The organism is Jeotgalibacillus alimentarius (assembly GCF_000829445.1).
GTDB classification, from domain to species: domain Bacteria; phylum Bacillota; class Bacilli; order Bacillales; family Jeotgalibacillaceae; genus Jeotgalibacillus; species Jeotgalibacillus alimentarius.
Genome location: NZ_JXRQ01000015.1, coordinates 50,841 through 70,579, shown reverse-complemented (window position 1 = coordinate 70,579; position 19,739 = coordinate 50,841). Strand labels below are relative to the sequence as shown.

The window sequence follows — 19,739 nt, the reverse complement described above, 5'->3', positions numbered from 1 at the left end:
TTCAATTTCAGTTCAATCTTAAAGTGCGGTATACTATGGATGTTTGATTATACAAAGGACTGGCTTTGTTAAAGGTGGCTGTTGATTTCCGCTCCAGGGGAACGCTTTCCGCATGGGTGCGCCGTTTTGTGGCGCCATCCCCGCCTCCTCGACGCTTCGCGTCTGCGGGGTCTCACCTGTCCGACTTCTCCTGCTGGAGTCGTCCCCTTCCGCTACAATCACCATCTGTGCTAAAACAACGTTGGGCTTTAACAAAGTCAAAGGATTAAAGTGAGGGATTAACCATGACAACTTATCATGTTCGTGCAATACATACAGCTAAAATTACTGAACTTACTTTTGGTAAAAAGACTTTTCCGAGTGCACTGCTGAAGCAGCCGATCGGGCGTGAGATGTTTTTATCGTATACAGGACTTGCTGAAGATGAACAGACACCTGAACACCATGGTGGTACAGAAAAAGCGCTATGTCTGTATCCATATGATCACTACGGTTTTTGGGATGGGTGGATGGAGATGCAGGATGGCAGTGCGCTGTTTGGTGAAAATATTACGACTGTGGGTCTCAATGAGCGCAATACACATATCGGCGACCGCTTTGAGTTTGGCGGGGCAGTAATTGAGGTTACAGAGCCCAGACAGCCATGTTTTAAAATCGCTGCGAAGTACAATAAACCTGAACTGATTATCAGGATGAGAGAGTCCGGCTTTACCGGGTTTTACTTTAGAGTGCTGCAGGAAGGAATGGTCAAACCCGGCGATCACCTGAAGCTGATCAGGAGGGATCCTGCAGGTGTGTCTGTGCAGGAAGTAAATGAACTCCTGTTTTCAAAATCTCCAACAGCGGCCGAGTATGACCGCGTGCTCGAAGCTGTAGCATTATCTAAAACGTTAAAGCCAAAATTAATGGAAAAACGTAATCAACTATAGAAATCAGGTGAAGAAATGACGCAATCAAATGCATATATATGGCTGATCTCTATTATGGTGGCATGGGGGCTGAATGTTGTTGCTTTAAAAGTACTGGTGGAGGAATTTTCTCCTGTCGCCATGACATCACTCAGAATTCTCACAGCAGGTCTTGTGGTACTGACTGTGCTGGCACTCCAGAAAAAATGGACTGTTCCCGGGGTAAAAGACTTTGGGGTGATTCTGTTAATCAGTCTGTTCAATATTGTCGGTCACCATTACTTTCTGTCGATCGGTTTGAAAGGGACTACTGCAGTCAACACGGGGCTGATTCTTGGATTGATTCCAATTTTGACGGCGATTGCGGCTGTCATTTTTCTTAAAGCACGCCTTACCCTGTTGAAAGCTGCAGGTATTCTAGTTGGCTTTGGCGGCGTGTTTCTTGTTATGGCCGCTGGAAGCAGTGGCAATATTCAAATCGCTGCAGGTGACTGGTATATCCTGCTGGCAGCTGTTACACAGGCGATCAGCTTTGTATTAATTAAAAAGATCTCAGTAGATTTGAACGTGTTTGTCTTAACAGGGTGGATGATGATCACAGGTGCTATCTTGCTGGGGGGTATCAGCCTTCTGACAGAGCCTGGGGGTTATCAGACACTGGTGCAGGGGGAAGGGTATCATTACGCAATATTCTTCAGCTCAGCATTTATCGCAACAGGTATTGGGCATATGATCTACAATAATGCAATCCGCCTGATCGGGCCGAGTGAATCAGCGGTGTTTACAAACTTAAATCTACTGTTTTCAATTACAGGTGCTGCTCTGCTTCTGGGAGAGCCGGTGTATATAGGACAAATCGCAGGCTTTGCACTGATTGTAGCGGGGGTTTTAGGTGGCAGCGGAGCGGTGGATCACTGGTTTCAGCGGAGTAAACGATCTGTACATGGACATTGATAAAAGACGATTAGCATTAACTGCTAATCGTTTTTTTAATATAGTTTGTAAGTCGAAAGGACTATAAATTTCCGTGGAATTGTTTGTTTATTCTTGTTGAGGGTAGTACAAGACTATTACATAATGATTCCTTTATACTAAAAACGTTAAACGAAAAGGGGATAGTAAATGAGCGTATTTCGTAATTTATCGGTGGGAATGAAGTATTTCACCGCTGTATTAGCATCAATTATCATGTTTATTGTGACAGCAGTTGTCCTGCTGTTTGTCTTTCAGGGGATTCAGGAAGATGTAGATGCAATGGATAGAAGAGGAGACAGAGCTGTCACTGTGAATAATCTGGCTGCAATTTTCAGGGGTATGGATATCCGGGTTGCTGATTTTGTCAGTGAGGGACAGGACGTATATGTGGATGAGTATAATGAAATGAGCGGCCGGTTTGATACAGCCGTAGCAGAATTGATCGATGGGATGACAGACTCCGGGCAAATTGACATCATGAATAGAATTCAGCAGGCAAAGTCAGACATGGATGCCGCATTTGTTAATAATGTCATACCGAATTATTCAGAAGAAGGGAATGCTGCACTTGATGCGGCACGGGATGAGACTCAAGAGATCCGATCAACAACGGTTGATGAAATTCTCGTTTTAACGGACTTGATTCAGGAAGACAGTAACCAGGCAACTGACGATGCCGCTGCTTCTGCTGCAGCGGGTATCGTTACGATGTTTGCTGCCGTAGGGATCTCTATTCTGATCAGTGTTATCATTACACTGCTTGTAAACCGGGTTGTCCGCAGGAATATTAACAACGTAGTCGCTTTAGCAGATGAAGTCGCCAGTGGGAACCTGACAGTTGAAGATATGGATTACAACAGTAAAGACGAAATTGGTCAGTTGAGCACTTCATTTAACATAATGAAAGGGAATCTGAGAGAACTGCTCACTCAGGTATCAGCCGTATCAGATACGGTTCATTCCCAGAGCGATGTGCTGAGTCAATATGCAGATGAGGTGCAGGAAGGCAGTCATCAGATCGCTTCAACTATGCAGGAGCTTTCGAGCGGATCTGAAGAGCAGGCTCACGCTTCATCTGATCTTTCTGAGAAAATGAATGATTTCACTGCTGTTATGAGTAGTGTGGAGGTAAAGCAGAATCAGGTAAAATCCGATTCAGCATCCATGAGATCCGTTACAAATGAAGGAAGCAAGGCGATGATAGAGTCGGTTGATACGATGTCAGCCATTGATGAGAAAGTGAAAGGGTCACTTGAAATGGTGAAGGGACTTGATGAACAGACGAATGATATTGCCAAGCTGACGGATGTGATTCAGGAAATTGCTGATCAGACAAATCTGCTTGCGCTGAATGCTGCGATTGAGGCTGCACGTGCAGGCGAGCATGGAAAAGGATTTGCTGTCGTGGCAGATGAAGTCAGAAAGCTTGCTGAAGGTGTAACAAAATCCGTCTCAGATATTACAAATATCATCAGCGGCATCCAGCAGGAGGCTAAGAAAGTCGTCAGCTATCTTGAGGATGGTTATAGTATGGTGGAAGATGGAACATCAAAGATTTCACATGCAGGTGCCCTTTTTGGAGAGCTGAAGTCAACGATCTCAAATGTAACAGAGCAGGTTGAAAGCATAAGCACTTCTATTAATGAAGTGATTCAATCAACTCAGGTTATGAATTCGTCCATTGAAAGTATTGCATCTGTTTCTGAAGAATCAGCTGCAGGGATCGAAGAAGTATCAGCGACTTCCCAGCAGTCAAGTGCTTCAATGGAGGAAGTGAACCGCAGTGCACGCTCACTGAAAGAAGAAGCAGTTCAGCTTAATACATTATTAAAGCAGTTTAAATTATCTTAATGTGCATATGAAATCTTAATCGTGAACCGGTTATAAATGGAAGCTGAGGCATAAATGTCTCAGCTTTTTTAAATGAATTTTCCTTATTGCATTCAGGTTACGACGCGGTTACAGAGGGTAAAGGTTAACACGGAAGGAGGTTAACAATTGAAAAAAATATGGTTGATGTATGGAGACTACTTATTATTTATACTTATACTTCTTATTAAATTAATTGTAGTGGGTCCCGCTACGAATACTTATTTCGGCGTTAATTTATTTTTTGTCAGTTTAGGTGCACTTATACTGATTTCATTCTGGTCTCTGTGGATCTCACCACGCGTCAGAAGGTGGATATTATTTTATCTGAGTATATTACTGACGATTCTGATTGCGTCTAATATCTGGTACTACCGATATTTTACTGATTTCTTATCAGTTGCGCTTCTCATCCAGATCCCGCAGATGGGTGCTGTAGGAGGCGGGCTTAAAGATCTGATTTATCCGGCCGATTTTCTGCTTTTTGCAGATACATTTATCTGGGGAGCGCTTTTGCTGAAAGACCGTAAGCGCCGTTTTTCAGATTATCCGGCTAAAAAACGTTCTAAATCAGCGTTTGTTGCACTTGCTGCAGGAGCTCTGCTGTTTTTTACACCGCTTGTTATTAATGCAGCAGATAGAGATGAATGGCTTGTACAGGATTCACTCTCTAATATGAGAAATTATTTCAAGGCGGGTATGCTTGGGCATCACGCGCTTGATATTGGCAGGGAGCTGGATGATCAGTTCTTTGAAGAAAAGTCTCTGACATCACTTCAATTAAGGGAGATGCAGCAGTTTTTTGATAGTAACAGAGGTTCGTCTGAAGAAGCGGAGATTGACGGACAGCCAAATGTGATTGTAATTCAGCTGGAATCTTTTCAGACATCAGTATTGGATCAGGAAATAGACGGGCAGGAGCTGACTCCGTTTTTAAATGATTATAAAGAAGAAGTGATGTATTTTCCTAACTTTTATCATCAGACACATCAGGGCAGAACGTCAGATGCTGAATTCATGTTGAATACGTCTTTTTATCCGATGAAAGCAGGGTCTGTTTATACTAGATATCCGGACCATTCATATGATTCTCTCCCTGAGAAAATGGAGGCTGCGGGGTATGAAACAGCTGCCTTTCATGCATTTGAAAGAACATTTTGGAACCGGGATGATGTTTATGAAAACTTTGGCTTTGATCACTTTTACAGTATAAAAGATTTTCCGGACGGTGATGTCATTGGTCTGACGTTGAACGATGAAGACTTCTTTTTATCATCAGTGGATCGCATGGTGGAGATGAGTGATCCGTTTTATGCGTTCATGGTCGCTTTGACAAGTCATACGCCATATGATTTTCCGGATGAGAAAAAAGAGCTGAACCTGGACAGCATTGATGAAGAGATCATTCAAAATTACTACCACAATATTCATTTTGTAGACCAGGCCTTTGGATCGCTGATTAACAGGCTCAAGGATGAAGGGATATGGGATGATGCACTGATTGTAGCTTATGGTGATCATGACAGTGGATTACAGGAGCCGGAAAGAGAAATGGCTGAAATGGCGGAAGCTGAATCTACAGTTGATTATCTTAATCTGGACAGAAAAGTACCTTTGTTTATGAAGCTGCCAAATATGAGCGAAGGGGAAGTGATGGAACAGACTGGTGGTCAGGTCGATATCGCGCCTACAATCCTTTCTTTACTTGGACTTGATAAAGGATACATGATGGGTAAGTCTCTATTAAGTGATGATCCAAGACTGACAGTATTCAGAGATGGATCTTACATTTATGACGGTTACTATTATGAAGCGGATCTGACGAGTGAACGTGAAAACGGAAACTGCTATAGTCTTGAAAGTGAAGAAATGACTGACAAAGAAAATTGTGCACCAATGCTGTATGAAGCTGCTTCTCACTTAAGGATGTCAGATACGATTATTAAAAAGAATGCGGTTGGACAGTTAAAAGGTGAATCAATAGAAGAATAAAGGATGTGAAAAGCATGAGTCAGATGACGATGAAATCGAATGATACAAAGGAAGATGTAAAGCCCTGGGTTCGACGGATGGGACGTTTTGGTTACATGTCAAAAGGTGCTGTATATGGGATCGTGGGGGTTCTTGCCCTGCTTGCAGCGCTTGGCGTAGGCGGTGGTGAGACGACTGACACATCAGGTGCAATGCAACAGGTTGCCACACTCCCTTTTGGTGAAATACTTTTATGGATTGTGGGAATTGGTCTGATTTTTTATGTTATGTGGGAATTTGTGCGCGCGATATTTGATCCGCAGCACAAAGGAAATGATGCAAAGGGAATTGGATCGAGACTTGCTTATGCAATTAGCGGTGTCATTTATGGAGGATTGGCAATTTCTGCGATCCAGATTGCTATGCATGCAGGCGGTGGCGGAGGAAACTCAGAGCAGACGATTTCTGCAATGCTACTCGGACAGCCGTTTGGTCAATTTCTGGTCGGCCTGTTAGGAGCTGGCGTCATTGTGTATGGACTTTATAATCTCTACAGTGGGTATAAAGAGAAATTTATGAGCAAGTTTATTATTAATGACATGAACGAACACGAAAAGAAGATTGCAAGAAAAGCCGGTAAGATCGGTCTGATTGCCCGGGGTATTGTGCTTGCAATGGTTGGTTTTTTCTTTATCCAAACAGCCATCACAGCAAACCCTGATCAGTCAAAAGGTCTTGATGGAGCACTCGGAGAAATCGCCTCACAGCCATATGGCCAGGTACTGCTGGGACTTGCAGCTGTCGGCTTAATTCTCTACGCCATCTACGAAATCATTCGTGGAAGATATGCCCGGATGAATTTTGGGAAAGATGAATAATAAAGAAAAGCGGAGGGCGCTTGCTCAGCTCCGACAGGCATAAGACGCGAAGCGGAAAACGGGTGACCTTTCCCGTTTACCGATGCGTGGCTTATGACCCGAGGAGCTAGCGTCTGAAGCTGGACAATAGAAAAGCGGAGTGAGCAGGGACAAAATCCCTGCTCACATTCCTTTACACAACTGGGTCAATTAGGGTACGGTCTTTATAAGCACTTTTAAATCATATTAAGGGGGAATAAACATGCAATATCAGACCAGATCAATTGTACAGGAATCACTCGATGCACTGATGGACGACGAAATGTTTTTATCTGACCTTAAAGATGCACCAAGAAAGAAAGCGTTCTCATCTTTGGGAGCAGTTTTATCAACACCTAACAAAATACATAAGTCTTTTTTAAGAATTGTTCTTGAAAAAGGGGAAATCGTACGGATTCCAGCTTTCAGGGTTCAGCATAATAATGCGATGGGGCCTTACAAAGGCGGTATTCGTTTTCATGAATCGGTCAATGAAGAAGAAGTCATTAATCTTGCTTTCCTGATGACACTGAAAAATTCGCTGCATGATGTTCCATTTGGCGGAGGCAAGGGAGGTGTGGTTGTTAACCCGCGTGAGTTCACTCCTAAGGAACTCAACCTGATCTCTAAAAAATATGTTCAGTATTTCGCAGATGTGATCGGTCCTGATAAAGATATACCTGCTCCTGACATGGGGAGCGGTGAACGTGAGATGGACTGGATGATGGGTGAATATAAAAATATTAAGCCGGGTCAGCCATACAGAGGGAGTTTTACAGGGAAAAGCGTTATTAATGGCGGCTCTCTCGGAAGACGTGAAGCGACAGGAAAAGGGGTTTACTTTACCTTCCGCTATACCATGTCGGATTTTATTCAGAAACAGAAGTCATGGCTCGAAAAAACAGGAAGTCCTTACGCGAAAACAGCACTGGACCTCTATGAAAAGCCTCTTAAAGTTGCTGTGCAGGGATTTGGTAATGTTGGTTCAGTAACTGCATTGGAAGCTTATCAATGCAAGCATCTTCAGAACAAAGTTGTATCGGTCAGTGACCGTCATTGTACGTTATATAACGAAGATGGACTGGATATTCCAACGCTGGTCAAATATACTGCATCGAATCAGGGGGATCTGCCACATACGGATGACATGTTGAAAGAAAGCGGCATCCAGGCAGATATTCTGCATAGAGATGAAGTTCTGACGATGGATGTAGACGTTCTGTTTCTTGCTGCACTTGAAGAGCAGATTCATAACGGAAATAAAGAAGAAATTAAAGCAAGCGTGATTGTAGAAGGTGCCAATGCGCCGGTTACTGCAGACGCTGATGACTATCTGAATGAGAAGGGCGTCATCATTATTCCGGACATTCTCGCAAATGCCGGTGGTGTAATCGTGTCGTACTTTGAATGGCTGCAGGGCAGAGAAACACAATTTTACTCTGAAGAGCAGATCTACAAAAAGCTTTACGATAAAATGCAGGGAACAATGGAAACCATTTTACCCAAGTATTTTGGAGACCCGCACTCCCTGCGTCAAAACTGCTATATTCACTCAGTCATGAAACTCTCAACCGTCCTGTATAAACAGGGTAAATTATTTTAAAAAAAGGGCTGTCCTGTAAGCAAATTGCTTACGGGACAGCCTTAAAATTATGTGTAAAAGGGGGTAAATTAGAGTGATGCTATTACTGATACAGATTAATCATTAGTTTACTTTTGCAAAACCAAATCCTGAAGCATAATCATCGCCATATCCTGCACCATATCCACCAAGGATATCATTTGATGCAGCACGGTTTTGAAGCTCTGCACGAAGCTGAGTATGAGAGAAGTATGGGTTTTCTGCCCAGACCTTCGCTGCAAGTCCTGCTACGTGAGGTGTTGCCATTGATGTACCGCTGATCGTGTTATAACCGCCACCAGGCCATGTTGAATAAATGGAAGCACCTGGAGCTGAGATTTCAACGTCACCCTGTTGAATCACATAGTCACCATCAGTCTGGCTATATCCGCGTGAAGAAAAGTCAGCTACACGATATGTACCATTTTGCTGACGGTTCTCAAGTGCTGCTACTGCAATGGCATTAGTCAAAGCGCCAGGATATCCGATTGAACCCTGGTTAGGGCCTGAGTTACCCGATGCTGCTACAACAAGTACACCTTTACTGTAAGCATAGTTAACAGCGTTAGAAATCAGTGGATCCTGTCCAGCTGAACCAAGTGACATGTTAATCACTGTTTTAGTTCTTGTAGCTGAAGCCTGATCAGCTGCGTGACGGATGGCTGCAGCGATATCATCTGAGTAACCTGACCCGTTGTCACCAAGGACTTTATATGCCCAAAGGTCAGCATCAGGAGCTACACCATAAATTCCTGCGCCGTCACTGCCACCATCAGCAAGAGCAGATCCTGCTACGTGCGTCCCGTGACCATTAGCATCATTACATGAACCATTCACCAGTGGATTCGACTGTGTGAAATCCTTACACTGCTCAACTGTATTTTCAAGGTCATAGTGACTTGTGTAAACGCCAGTATCAAGTACAGCAATATTTATACCTGAACCACCGGAAGTTGTTGTCTGATTCGCATTATTATAGATTGCTTTAATTCCCCATGGTGTCTGATGAGTCGGATACTCACCAGCCATTGTTTCATATTCAGTTGCACGGACATCTGTCTCAATTTCTACTTCCTGAACCTTTGTGACCTTTAGATTCTTATTTTTCTGGAGTGCATTGAACTGCTTTTCGTTCATTTCTGTAGAAAAGCCGTTCTCAGTCAGCTCCCATCGAGGCTCGTATTGCTTTTTCAGAGACTGATTCGTACTCTTAGCAGAGAATCCTGTTGTCTCTACATATACGCGAAATGTTTCCTGACCTCTTTCCTGATCCGGTGCTGCACTTGCAACAGTAGGAACAGTAAGACTGGCTGCGAGCAGTAAGCTCATCATCATACTTCTTTTCTTCATTTTCCCGACTCCCTTTTTCGAAATATTTTGTGAACAACTTCATCCTATCAAAGGATACCGGGTTTGGTTATCGGGAAAATTTTCTGAGATTCATATACTGATAGAGGGTATAATAACATTAGAATATGATCATATGAACCTTTTTATATGTATTTTTATCCAAAAATGAATGGTGCGGCAACATTAAATCACCTGAATCCTGGTAAATAGATATAAATTTCTTGGGAAAATGGGACGTATTAATGAATAAAAGAATGATTTGACTGTAAAAAAATTTGATAATCGAAGTGTTTTTTAAGTCGTAGGGTGTTCTGTTGTAAACGGGGAACATTCAGGTAGTTCATTCGTATATAAGGAAAGAGCTTTCTTGGGAGGAATACATATGCTTCATTCTGACAGACCGGTTATAAAAGTACATGTACCTTTGTGGGCGAAATGTCTGAGTTTGATTTCATTGATTCTGCTGATTGCAGCTTCTGTGTATCTGGCAATGTCGTGGGGAGATCTCGCAGATACGATACCAATTCATTTTAATGCTTCCGGTGAGGCTGATGGGTTCGGCGGGAAATGGACAGCCATTCTGCTTCCGGTCATAGGTTTTATCATGTGGGGCGGGATGACTGCACTTGAGAGAATCCCGCACACCTATAACTATCTGGCAAAAATTACTGAAGAAAACGCAGAAAAACAATATTTAAATGGTGTATTGATGATGAATGTGATTAAAAACCTCTGCGTGTTATTATTTGCTTATATCACATATGAATTGACATTGATCGGAAGTGAGGAAAGCGTTAATTTGACACCCGGTGTGATGACGGCATTTCTTATCCTGTTATTTGGGGCAATGGGATGGTTTGTTTTTAAGTCATTCAGGAATTAAGGAGTGATCATTTGTTATTCAGCTTTTTTGGCGGAGAATACGTGCCTGACGGTTTCTATATTGTGGCTGGTATTTTAATGATTCTATTTATGATTCTGGTCTATTGGTTGACCAATACAGATTGAATCAAAAAACAGCTTTGGGTGCGCCCCAAAGCTGTTTTTTGATTAGCCGTTAATACGGATTTCGTTAATGCCAGCGCCCTGTTCCATGCCTTGTGCATGCTCAAGACCTTCTGTTACTTTACCGAACACTGTGTGTACGCCGTCTAGGTGAGGCTGTGCTTCGTGTACGATGAAGAATTGGCTGCCGCCAGTGTCTTTACCAGCGTGAGCCATTGATAATGAACCTGGCTGATGACGGTGAGGGTTGCCTTCTGTTTCACATTTGATTGTGTAACCAGGGCCGCCTGTACCGTTTTTGTTCGGGCATCCGCCCTGACTTACGAAACCTGGGATGACACGGTGGAAGTTAAGACCATCGTAGAATCCTTCGTTTGCAAGCTTTTCAAAGTTTTCAACTGTGCCCGGCGCTTCTTCCGGATAAAGTTCAAAAGAAATTTTATGTCCATTTGTTAAATCGATATAACCAGTTTTAGCCATGAGTAGCACTCCTTTAGTGTTTTGTCCAAACCCTATTTTAACATGCGGTGCCGGCAAAGGAAAATTTCTTAGCCTGTTGTTTTTAAAAGTTGGATTGGGGAATTAGTAAGGAACTGGATCAACTAAAGGAGGATTTATCATGATTGTTGCAAATGCATTGAATAAGTTTTTCTTAACGCTGGCTTATAATCAGTTGCTTATAAATATATCGAGAAGTGTAGGGATGGAGCTTGGCGGCTCCCATTTTGTTGGTGGCGAGAAGACAAAGGATATGGTGAAGCAGATGAAGAAGCTCAATCAGAATGGGATTGGCGCAACGATCGATTGCCTGGGTGAATTTGTGGGAAATGAAGAGGATACAAAGAAATACGTGGATAACTGCTATAAAGCAATTCACGCCATCAGAGACGAACAATTAAATGCTCAAATTTCACTGAAGCTTTTCAGCGTCGGACTTGAAACAGGTAAAGAAACAGCTATTCAGAATATGAATGATATTTTAACTGAAGCAAAAAAATACGATGTCTTCGTGACGATCAATATGGAGGAATATAAAAATTGTGAAGATATTATCTCTGTCTTTGAGATCCTGCGTGAAAATCACGATAACATAGGGATCGCGCTCCAGGCTAATCTGTATAGAACAGAGACAGATGTGAGAAGGCTGGACCGTTTCTCACCTGTCATCCGCTTTGTGAAGGGTGCTTATATTGAAAACAAAGATGTAGATATTAATAACAAAAAAAGAGTAGATGAAAATTACAAAGAACTTGTGAAAACGAATCTTTTAAAAGGAAATTACACACAGGTAGCTACTCATGATAACGATATGATTGATTTCGTAAAGGACCTTGTGAAAAAGCATCAGCTATCAAAAGATCAATTTGAATTCCAGATGCTTCAGGGCATGAGGGAGGAAAAGCAGAAAGAGCTGGCTGATGAGGGCTGGAATATGGTTGTGTATGTACCATTCGGTAAAGACTGGTATACCTATTTTATGAAGCGGTTAGCTGAAAGACCTGCGAATATTGGATTTACGTTAATGTCAATGGCAAGAAGGTAGTTTAATTTTACTGAAATCAGGACAGCCTATTGAATAGAATAGGAGGTTCTGACTGGATGAAATTTTATACGATTGGTCTGATCATCAGTATAGCTGCTGCGGGACTTGGCGGCTGTCAGCTGCTGAATGAAAGCAGTATTCCGGCAAGCGCTTTGCCGGTTATCGAATCTGAGGTCATACATGCAAATGGTGAAAACATTGGCTCAGCCACTTTCAGGGAAAAAGATGATGGAGTGCTGATCCAGCTGTCCTTAAAGGGGCTGGAACCTGGTGAAAAAGCGGTTCATATTCATGAAACCGGCAAGTGCACACCGCCAGATTTTGAATCGGCGGGCAGTCATTTTAACCCTGAACATAAGCAGCATGGCTTCGAGAATCCAAAAGGTTATCATGCAGGCGATTTGCCAAATCTGATGGTGGACGAAGATGGGACAATCAATCTGGAACTGACAGTCGAAAAAGTGACGCTTCAAAAAGGCAGCGCGAAATCTTTGCTTGATGAAGACGGTAGTGCGATTGTGATTCACGAACAGGCTGACGATTATCAGACAGACCCGGCTGGAAATGCCGGAGCGCGTATTGCCTGTGGTGAAATGAAAGGATAGAAAAACCTCTTCAGCTGAGAAAGCTGAAGAGGTTTTTTAACGGGAAAGCTTTGTTAAAGGTCAATGTTGTTTTAGCGTTCCATAATGTATTTAATACAACCTATGTGGCGGGGGTGCTTAATACAGACAGCCTCACTTTCCAGGTAGATGAGTACCATGAGCTTGATAAAGGGTTTGATTTCTATGCACCGCAAAGCTTTGAAGCTGGAGGAAAGCGTCTCTTATATGGCTGGGCAGGCGTAGGAGAAGTGGACTTTCCGACAGATGAAAATAAATGGGCACACTGCCTGACATTGCCGCGCGAGCTTGTTCGGAAAGGCAACAGGCTCCTGCAGCGTCCTGACTGTTCACTCGATCTGCTGAATGGCTCAAAGATAGCTGCAGGAGACATGTCATCTAGTAAATCTGAGATTGATCTGAGCACGATAAAAGCATGGCGAGGGGAACTTGATTTAGCGGGTTCAGCTGATACAAAACTAAAGCTGTTCCATTCTGCAGAAGAATCCCTTAATCTTACTTTTGATCATGCTTCAAAGAAAGTAAGCATAGATCGCTCACGCATGCACCACGTAACTGAACCACAGTTCGGTACATCAAGAGAAGTCACACTTAATGAAGGTTTAAGAAAAATCGAAGTCATCGTTGATCATAGTATTGCAGAAATTTTTATTAATGACGGAGAAGCAGTTTTCACATGCAGAGTTTTTCCACTGTCTGAAGAAAAAGAATTAGCGATAGAAGCAGATGTTGATCTGACCTATCGCATCACTGCTATGAATCGGGGGAATTGAATAACGGCTATTAAGCAGAATTAAAAATCCGGGGATGAAAGTCGTTCCCGGATTTTTTTGGTTTTACTGAAACTACCAGTCATCTTATGCTAAAGTTAAAATAATGATATTCTCGAAAGGCGGTGACATTATTGCGCTGGTTTTCTATACAATTCGGAGCAGTTTTTACATTATTCATGATAGCAGCTTTAGGCAGCTGGTATGAAGGAAGCGGTATCTTGAATGATCCGTGGGAATGGAAATACTCAGCCCCTCTATCAACATTGATTCATGGAGATATCACCTCTGAGAGTCAGATTCTGCAGCTCGATCATTTTGTGTATGCTGCAAAGTTTCAGCCTTTACTGCCATTGATCATGGTATTCAGCGGGCTTTACTTACTGCTGCTGATTGCTTACCGGCTGTTCCGTCAGCGTATCAGGTTATTTGCAGGACTTCTGGTCACGACAGCTGTACTGTTATTTGCTTTAAGCTATGCAGTTTATCCTTCGCCGACTGCGGGAGGACACATGTTTTTCTATTCCGGACTTTCAGCAGGTCTGCTGACACTCAGTTGTGCAGCACTTTATTACAGGGGTCAAAAGCCCGGTCAGGAACAGCAGGTTTAATCGTATTGAAAGAGTCACATAAAGAAACTGAAGCATATTTGTTTCAGTTTCTTTTTCATTTGTGAATACGTTACATACACATCCATACGGGTATGGTCTACAAAGGAGGATGATGGTATATGGCTTTTGATTATGATTTAGATTTTGATGAGATAGATTTCCGGGAACAGCCTGAACTGTACAGAGTAGGACGCGGTGAACAGGGTGTTCTCCTTGTAGAACCCTATAAAAGTGAAATCCTTCCTCACTGGCGATTTAAAACGCCTGAAATAGCGAAAGAATCCTCAGAAAAAATCTATCAATTATATCTCGATTATAAAGAAAAAGAAGATTTTGTCGGTATGGATATGGCGAGAAAGTTTCTGCAGATGGGCTACACGCGTGCGAGAAGGTATGCAAATTATAAAGGTGGAAAAAAATATAATAAAAGCGGAGAAATCAATGATCGTGATATAGATGATGAAAAAGCGGAATCTGCTGCGATCTTTGAGAAAAAGTGGATTACAGTCCGTGAAGATGAAGAATATCTGGCGATGAAAAAAGAACATCAAAACAAATTTGGCTGATGAAATTGAGCAGGTATAAAAGACCTGTTTAATATTATTTAAAAATTCAGATAAAATAGTATGAAATAATCGGAAAGTGCGTTATAATGAATTCAATTAAATGGTATTTGAAGGGGTGCTGTAAATTGAATGTTGCTCAATTTTCACAAGGATTGACAGCAGTGAAGGGGTTTAAAAATACTCAGGAACAATCGGGTAAGAAAAAGAATCCTTTTCAGCGTGCTACTGTTTCCAGTATGAAGCTTTCATTCAGTGAAGAGGTTAAAAGAGCCATGCGGGCGGATGAATTCAAGCTCTATTACCAGCCCCAAATCAATGTAAATACCGGTGAACTGTGTGGTGCTGAAGCGTTAATCAGGTGGGAGCATCCGGAGAGAGGACTGCTTTATCCTGACAGCTTTATACCACAGGCAGAATACTCAGGCCAGATTATTGATATTGAAAGATGGACGCTGCATCACTTGTTCAAGCAGCAGGCAGGATGGCAAAAGAAAGGGAATCAGCTGACGAATATTGCTTTAAATATTTCAGGGAATCATTTCGTTCAGGGTTCACTTGTTACTGAAGTTGCACATCTGGCACATTCGTACAGCATTAATCCTGATGACATCACAATCGAATTAACGGAAAGAATTGCGACAGATCTGGAAGTCTGGGTATCCCAGACATCGATGCTGAAAGATATTGGTGTGAGGGTATCGATCGATGATTTTGGTACAGGTTATAATACACTCGCTCATTTAATGGAAGTGAGTGTGGACTTTTTGAAAATTGACAGGTCTTTTATTACAAAAATGACACCGTATAATAATGCTTTCAAGATTGTACAGTCACTTGTCACGATGGCTGAGAAGATCGGTGCTGTGCCAATTGCTGAAGGCGTCGATTCAAATGAACTGCTCCGGCTTTTTATCCAGGCGGGCGGCAAGGTCATTCAGGGACATCATTATAGTAAAGCCATCCCTGCTGAAGAATTCTCAATTAAATATTTATCATCAAAAACATAACGTTTCTGTCTTCGTGACAGAAACGTTTTTTATGTTTGTTTCTATTAAAACTTATGGCTATGTGAAAGACCAATATTGTTTTAGCACAGCTGGTGATTGGAGCGGAAGGGGGACGACTCCAGCAGGAGACTCACCGCACGCCCTGCGGAAAGCGTTCCCCCTGGAGCGGAAATCAACAGCCATTATTAACAGAGCCAAACTTATAAAAACAACGCAATTGCAAGAATAATTAAATGAAAAGTCTGGTCTGCCATGATCGTCAGCCACTTCGTTTCACTTTGAGGCGGCTTCATCACATGTTTAATCCACCATTGAACGATAAAAAACTTGTCAATGATGACATGGGTAACAAATACAAAAATAACTGCGATAACTGAAAGACCTCCAAATGTAAAAAAGGCAGCAGCTGCAACGGTTAACGTATAGACCGTGCAGTGAACAAGTAACGCTGTCCAGTTATGCTTTTTCTGTGCAGCCATCCAGCTTGTCTGAAATAAATAATCACCAACAAGATGGGAAAGGAATAGAAAGGAAAATGGTGTCATTGTTCACCTCTTATAGTTCTATGGTTCTATGATCGAATTTGATATACTTAATATATCATAGAACTGAAGAAGCGAATGATAAATTATCAGATAAAAGGGGATTTACTTATGGACAGTCAACATCAAGCAGCTTTTGACATCCCTGCAGAAGAGTTGTTGAAAATTATATTCGAATTTGCATCAAAACTTGCCCACGAAAATGATTTGGATCAGCTTCATCTATTAATGGCTGAAATGGGAAGAAGACTAACATTAGCTGACCGGTGTACACTCTGGATTGCTGATCCTGAAGATAAGATACTCTGGACGAAAATTGCACATGGTATGGACAGAATTAAAATCCCAATAGAGTCAGGACTTGTTGGAGCTGCTTATCGTTCAGGAGAAGTGGTTTCAATACATGATGCGTATAAAGACAGCCGTTTTAACCCGGCTGTAGATCAGAAAACGGGTTATCGCACACAATCTATTCTGTGCATCCCAATCAGGAACGCTGATCAGGAGATGATTGGCGTATATCAGGCCGTCAACAAACAAACTTCGCCTCCAGTATTCACTGAAAAAGATATCACGTACCTTTCCCTCGCCGCCACTTACACAGGCCAATCAATGGAGAAAGCCATTTTATATTCAGAACTGATCGAATCCCAGAAAGAAATAATCTTAACGATGGGAAACATTGGAGAGAGCCGCTCGCGTGAAACGGGGCAGCATGTAAAAAGGGTGGCTGCGTATTCATACATTATTGCCAGGGGCAGCGGACTTTCTGAGGAAGAAGCCAGGCTAATTGAACTTGCAAGTCCGATGCATGATATCGGGAAGGTTGCAGTCCCTGATGCGATATTAAATAAACCTGGAAAATTGACCGATATAGAATTTAATCAAATGAAAAAGCATGCAGAAACAGGATACAGCATTTTTAAAAATTCAAAGAGAAAAATACTTCAGGCAGCAGCACTGATCGCCAGGGATCATCATGAAAAATGGGATGGTTCCGGTTATCCCAATGGCCGCAGTGGAGAAAGTATACATCTGTATGGAAGAATCGTTGCCCTCGCCGATGTATTTGATGCTTTGGGTTCAAAAAGACCTTATAAAGATGCATGGCCGCTTGAAAAGATATTGAATCTGATACGATTTGAAAAAGGAAAACATTTTGACCCTGAACTCACGGATGTTTTTTTCGACCATCTTGAAGCGATTGAAAAAGTTAGGGATGATTATAGAGATGAAAGCTGAGGGCGGTGCTGTATGAAAGAGAAGCAGTACGTTTTTAAAAAGATATATCCGGTTTCAAGACAGAAAGCCTGGGAATTGCTGGCGAACACTGAACATCTGAATCGTGTGTCAGGGCTGTTCCCCGTAGATTTTTCTGACACCGCTTTTGATGACAAGAAAATCTTCAGATATGCGAACGCAAAAGCAATGGGTCTTATCCCGCTCAAGTGGAGAGAGTATCCGTTTGAGTGGGTGAAAGAAGAAGTGTATGCGGTAGAACGAAAATATGAAAGCGGGCCGATCAAACGGCTTTTATGGGAAGTAGCTTTTAAGGATTCGGCAGAACTGCTTGATGATGGTACGTTCGGAACTGAAATAACAGGCACCGCAGTATTCACACCTGCTAATCTGCTCGGTCTTGCGGCAATTCCGTCAGTGGGACTGTCGTCTATCAAAGAGATCATGAAATATCTTGATAAGTATATTGAAGCGAATGTGGACAGCCGTTATGAAAAACTGCCGGCAGCTTCATCACCAAAAGTTGAGGATAAAAGACTTAAAACATTATGTGAACAAATTTCAGCTATCTATCAGAAAACTGAACACGTTGAGCGGTTAAGGGAGCATCTTACAACGGCTGGTGATGATGAAGTGCTGCACATGAAGCCTTATACACTTGCAGATCAATGGGGATATCCGCGTAAAGACATCCTGACATTATTTCTGACAGCTGTAAAAGAAGGGCTGCTCACACAGGAATGGCATTTAATGTGTCCTAACTGCCGCGTATCTAAAACAACTGCTTCTTCGATGAAAGAAATAAAAGATCAGGTTCACTGCGATCTTTGCGGAATTGATTACGAGGTGAGTTTTGACAGGTATATAGAAATGCAGTTCTCTGTTCATCCTTCTATACGTAAAGCAATGGACGAGACATATTGCCTGACAGGCCCTGCTAAATCCCCGCATGTACTGGCGCAGCTCAGAATTCCGGCAGGTCAGCAGGCAGTCCTGCGTTATCCGCCCGCAGCAGGGAAAACGAGAATTCGTCTGCTAAAGCATAATGCGAGTATGGACGGGTCGGGGGTATCTGAAAACCGTACGTATCGTTTTGATGGAGAGACCTGGAGTAATAAATATGCAACGATTGATCCGTCAGGTGGAGAATTAACGCTGATGAATGATGCGGAAGAAGAGATCATAGCAGTCTATGAAACAGTGGACTGGAACAGTGAGTCCGTCACAGCTGCTGAGATCACTTCATTACAGTTATACAGAGATCTTTTTTCAGCAGAAGTGCTGGCTCCGGATCAGCAGATAGGCATTCAGTCGATGACAGTTCTTTTCAGTGACCTGAAAGCCTCAACGGCTTTGTATGAAACACAAGGGGACGCTAAAGCTTATTTTCAGGTAAGTGAGCACTTCAGGTATTTAAAAGCGCATATTTCTGAAGCCGGTGGCACAATTGTCAAAACAATTGGTGATGCTGTAATGGCCGTATTTTTCCGGGAAGAAGATGCTTTACGTGCCGCACTGAATATCCAGTCCGGTGTTGAAAAATTCAATGAGGAACAACAGATACAACTGGCTGTAAAACTTGGCCTGCATACTGGACCGGTTATCGCAGTAAATGCGAATGATCTGCTTGATTACTTCGGCAGGACAGTCAATATTGCAGCAAGAATTCAACAGCAAAGTACTGGTGACGACGTTGTAATTACGCAACAGGCTTTTGAAAGACTGAAGGCCGAGCTGTCAGATTATCATTTCGACATAAGCAGAAACTCTGCAATGCTTGCAGGGAGTGAAGCTTTATACCCGCTTGTTAACATACATGGAATCAGCCGGCGGACAATATTGAAAGAAACAGAGGAGGCGGTCAGATGAATAAATTACTGATTGCAGATGATGAAGATATTTTGAGAATGCTCATTGAGGATACGCTCGAAGATCTTGAAGTTGAGATTGATACAGCTTCTGACGGCCTTGAAGCATTCCAAAAGTTGAGCAGTGGGGAGTATTCCTATGTCATTCTTGACTATATGATGCCGGGTCTGTCAGGGCGAGAGGTGCTTGAAAAGCTCACGCCTGAACTGAAAAGCAGGATACAAATCTTAATGCTGACTGCCAAAACGCAAAAAGAAGATCAGGAAATTCTGAAGGCAGCCGGTGCGGACCATTTTATGCCAAAGCCTTTCAGTCCTGTTGAACTCAGCAATTTTGTTGAGAATATGATACAGGAAAAAGACCATTAAGATGAG

At 42.4% G+C, this 19,739-nt stretch carries 19 protein-coding genes; 16 read left to right on the top strand and 3 right to left on the bottom strand.

Annotated elements, in window-relative coordinates:
• Positions 1-284: 284 nt before the first annotated feature.
• The 6 genes from KP77_RS04055 to KP77_RS04030 all read left to right on the top strand — a co-directional run bounded on the left by KP77_RS04055 (position 285) and on the right by KP77_RS04030 (position 8,222).
• Entirely contained in the window at positions 285-929 is a 645-nt protein-coding gene (locus KP77_RS04055; RefSeq protein WP_041121441.1) for an MOSC domain-containing protein, read from the top strand.
• Positions 930-944: 15 nt separating this feature from the next.
• Complete coding sequence (locus tag KP77_RS04050; protein WP_041121440.1) at positions 945-1,862, top strand: DMT family transporter; 918 nt, start codon at positions 945-947, stop codon at positions 1,860-1,862.
• A 168-nt stretch (positions 1,863-2,030) separates the two neighbouring features.
• Positions 2,031-3,734 carry a methyl-accepting chemotaxis protein gene (locus KP77_RS04045; RefSeq protein ID WP_041121439.1) on the top strand — a complete coding sequence of 568 codons (1,704 nt, stop codon included), beginning with the start codon at positions 2,031-2,033 and terminating at the stop codon, positions 3,732-3,734.
• Positions 3,735-3,881: 147 nt separating this feature from the next.
• Positions 3,882-5,744 carry an LTA synthase family protein gene (locus KP77_RS04040; protein ID WP_052473954.1) on the top strand — a complete coding sequence of 621 codons (1,863 nt, stop codon included), beginning with the start codon at positions 3,882-3,884 and terminating at the stop codon, positions 5,742-5,744.
• Positions 5,745-5,758: 14 nt separating this feature from the next.
• Positions 5,759-6,601, top strand: a complete 843-nt coding sequence (locus KP77_RS04035; protein WP_041121438.1) for a DUF1206 domain-containing protein — start codon at positions 5,759-5,761, stop codon at positions 6,599-6,601.
• 241 nt (positions 6,602-6,842) lie between these two features.
• Positions 6,843-8,222, top strand: coding sequence for a Glu/Leu/Phe/Val family dehydrogenase (locus KP77_RS04030; protein ID WP_041121437.1), 1,380 nt, complete (start codon positions 6,843-6,845; stop codon positions 8,220-8,222).
• 102 nt (positions 8,223-8,324) lie between these two features.
• Here KP77_RS04030 and KP77_RS04025 read toward each other — a convergent pair whose 3' ends face one another.
• Positions 8,325-9,590: a S8 family peptidase gene (locus KP77_RS04025; protein WP_041121436.1), complete on the bottom strand. Its 1,266-nt coding sequence runs from the start codon at positions 9,588-9,590 to the stop codon at positions 8,325-8,327.
• 382 nt (positions 9,591-9,972) lie between these two features.
• On the opposite strand from KP77_RS04025, the gene KP77_RS04020 reads away from it, so the two are divergent.
• Complete coding sequence (locus KP77_RS04020) at positions 9,973-10,473, top strand: DUF1648 domain-containing protein (protein ID WP_052473953.1); 501 nt, start codon at positions 9,973-9,975, stop codon at positions 10,471-10,473.
• A 167-nt stretch (positions 10,474-10,640) separates the two neighbouring features.
• On the opposite strand, the gene KP77_RS04015 is transcribed toward KP77_RS04020, so the two are convergent.
• The gene (locus KP77_RS04015) at positions 10,641-11,075 is read right to left on the bottom strand and encodes a peptidylprolyl isomerase (protein WP_041121435.1); all 435 of its coding nucleotides are present in this window, start codon (positions 11,073-11,075) and stop codon (positions 10,641-10,643) included.
• A 139-nt stretch (positions 11,076-11,214) separates the two neighbouring features.
• On the opposite strand from KP77_RS04015, the gene KP77_RS04010 reads away from it, so the two are divergent.
• The 6 genes from KP77_RS04010 (at position 11,215) to KP77_RS03985 (ending at position 15,715) form a co-directional block, all read left to right on the top strand.
• The gene (locus tag KP77_RS04010) at positions 11,215-12,138 is read left to right on the top strand and encodes a proline dehydrogenase family protein (protein WP_041121434.1); all 924 of its coding nucleotides are present in this window, start codon (positions 11,215-11,217) and stop codon (positions 12,136-12,138) included.
• Positions 12,139-12,194: 56 nt separating this feature from the next.
• The gene (locus KP77_RS04005; RefSeq protein ID WP_041121433.1) at positions 12,195-12,743 is read left to right on the top strand and encodes a superoxide dismutase family protein; all 549 of its coding nucleotides are present in this window, start codon (positions 12,195-12,197) and stop codon (positions 12,741-12,743) included.
• A gap of 50 nt (positions 12,744-12,793) precedes the next feature.
• A complete protein-coding gene (locus KP77_RS04000) occupies positions 12,794-13,534 on the top strand; it encodes a glycoside hydrolase family 32 protein (RefSeq protein WP_052473952.1) in 741 nt (246 codons plus the stop codon).
• Positions 13,535-13,665: 131 nt separating this feature from the next.
• Entirely contained in the window at positions 13,666-14,142 is a 477-nt protein-coding gene (locus tag KP77_RS03995; RefSeq protein ID WP_052473951.1) for a YjdJ family protein, read from the top strand.
• A gap of 119 nt (positions 14,143-14,261) precedes the next feature.
• The gene (locus KP77_RS03990) at positions 14,262-14,708 is read left to right on the top strand and encodes a DUF4385 domain-containing protein (RefSeq protein WP_041121431.1); all 447 of its coding nucleotides are present in this window, start codon (positions 14,262-14,264) and stop codon (positions 14,706-14,708) included.
• 125 nt (positions 14,709-14,833) lie between these two features.
• Positions 14,834-15,715: an EAL domain-containing protein gene (locus KP77_RS03985; RefSeq protein ID WP_041121430.1), complete on the top strand. Its 882-nt coding sequence runs from the start codon at positions 14,834-14,836 to the stop codon at positions 15,713-15,715.
• A gap of 200 nt (positions 15,716-15,915) precedes the next feature.
• On the opposite strand, the gene KP77_RS03980 is transcribed toward KP77_RS03985, so the two are convergent.
• Positions 15,916-16,260 carry a DUF3307 domain-containing protein gene (locus tag KP77_RS03980; RefSeq protein WP_041121429.1) on the bottom strand — a complete coding sequence of 115 codons (345 nt, stop codon included), beginning with the start codon at positions 16,258-16,260 and terminating at the stop codon, positions 15,916-15,918.
• Between the two features lie 108 nt (positions 16,261-16,368).
• Here KP77_RS03980 and KP77_RS03975 point away from each other — a divergent pair, with 108 nt between their 5' ends.
• From KP77_RS03975 to KP77_RS03965, 3 genes are read left to right on the top strand one after another with little or no spacing between them, the layout of a single operon-like run.
• Entirely contained in the window at positions 16,369-17,499 is a 1,131-nt protein-coding gene (locus tag KP77_RS03975; RefSeq protein WP_041121428.1) for an HD domain-containing phosphohydrolase, read from the top strand.
• A 12-nt stretch (positions 17,500-17,511) separates the two neighbouring features.
• Positions 17,512-19,365 (top strand): adenylate/guanylate cyclase domain-containing protein, encoded by a 1,854-nt coding sequence (locus tag KP77_RS03970; protein ID WP_052473950.1) that lies wholly within the window; start codon positions 17,512-17,514, stop codon positions 19,363-19,365.
• Entirely contained in the window at positions 19,362-19,733 is a 372-nt protein-coding gene (locus tag KP77_RS03965; protein ID WP_041121427.1) for a response regulator transcription factor, read from the top strand. Before KP77_RS03970 ends, KP77_RS03965 begins: the two co-directional genes overlap by 4 nt.
• The last annotated feature ends 6 nt before the right edge of the window (positions 19,734-19,739 follow it).

Coding starts and splice junctions, on each gene's coding strand:
- KP77_RS04050 (WP_041121440.1), top strand. CDS start 945: ATGACGCAATCAAATGCATATATATGGCTGATCTCTATTATGGTGGCA.
- KP77_RS03980 (WP_041121429.1), bottom strand. CDS start 16,260: ATGACACCATTTTCCTTTCTATTCCTTTCCCATCTTGTTGGTGATTAT.
- KP77_RS03990 (WP_041121431.1), top strand. CDS start 14,262: ATGGCTTTTGATTATGATTTAGATTTTGATGAGATAGATTTCCGGGAA.
- KP77_RS04055 (WP_041121441.1), top strand. CDS start 285: ATGACAACTTATCATGTTCGTGCAATACATACAGCTAAAATTACTGAA.
- KP77_RS03975 (WP_041121428.1), top strand. CDS start 16,369: ATGGACAGTCAACATCAAGCAGCTTTTGACATCCCTGCAGAAGAGTTG.
- KP77_RS04010 (WP_041121434.1), top strand. CDS start 11,215: ATGATTGTTGCAAATGCATTGAATAAGTTTTTCTTAACGCTGGCTTAT.
- KP77_RS03970 (WP_052473950.1), top strand. CDS start 17,512: ATGAAAGAGAAGCAGTACGTTTTTAAAAAGATATATCCGGTTTCAAGA.
- KP77_RS04030 (WP_041121437.1), top strand. CDS start 6,843: ATGCAATATCAGACCAGATCAATTGTACAGGAATCACTCGATGCACTG.
- KP77_RS04015 (WP_041121435.1), bottom strand. CDS start 11,075: ATGGCTAAAACTGGTTATATCGATTTAACAAATGGACATAAAATTTCT.
- KP77_RS04045 (WP_041121439.1), top strand. CDS start 2,031: ATGAGCGTATTTCGTAATTTATCGGTGGGAATGAAGTATTTCACCGCT.
- KP77_RS04035 (WP_041121438.1), top strand. CDS start 5,759: ATGAGTCAGATGACGATGAAATCGAATGATACAAAGGAAGATGTAAAG.
- KP77_RS04020 (WP_052473953.1), top strand. CDS start 9,973: ATGCTTCATTCTGACAGACCGGTTATAAAAGTACATGTACCTTTGTGG.
- KP77_RS04005 (WP_041121433.1), top strand. CDS start 12,195: ATGAAATTTTATACGATTGGTCTGATCATCAGTATAGCTGCTGCGGGA.
- KP77_RS04025 (WP_041121436.1), bottom strand. CDS start 9,590: ATGAAGAAAAGAAGTATGATGATGAGCTTACTGCTCGCAGCCAGTCTT.
- KP77_RS03965 (WP_041121427.1), top strand. CDS start 19,362: ATGAATAAATTACTGATTGCAGATGATGAAGATATTTTGAGAATGCTC.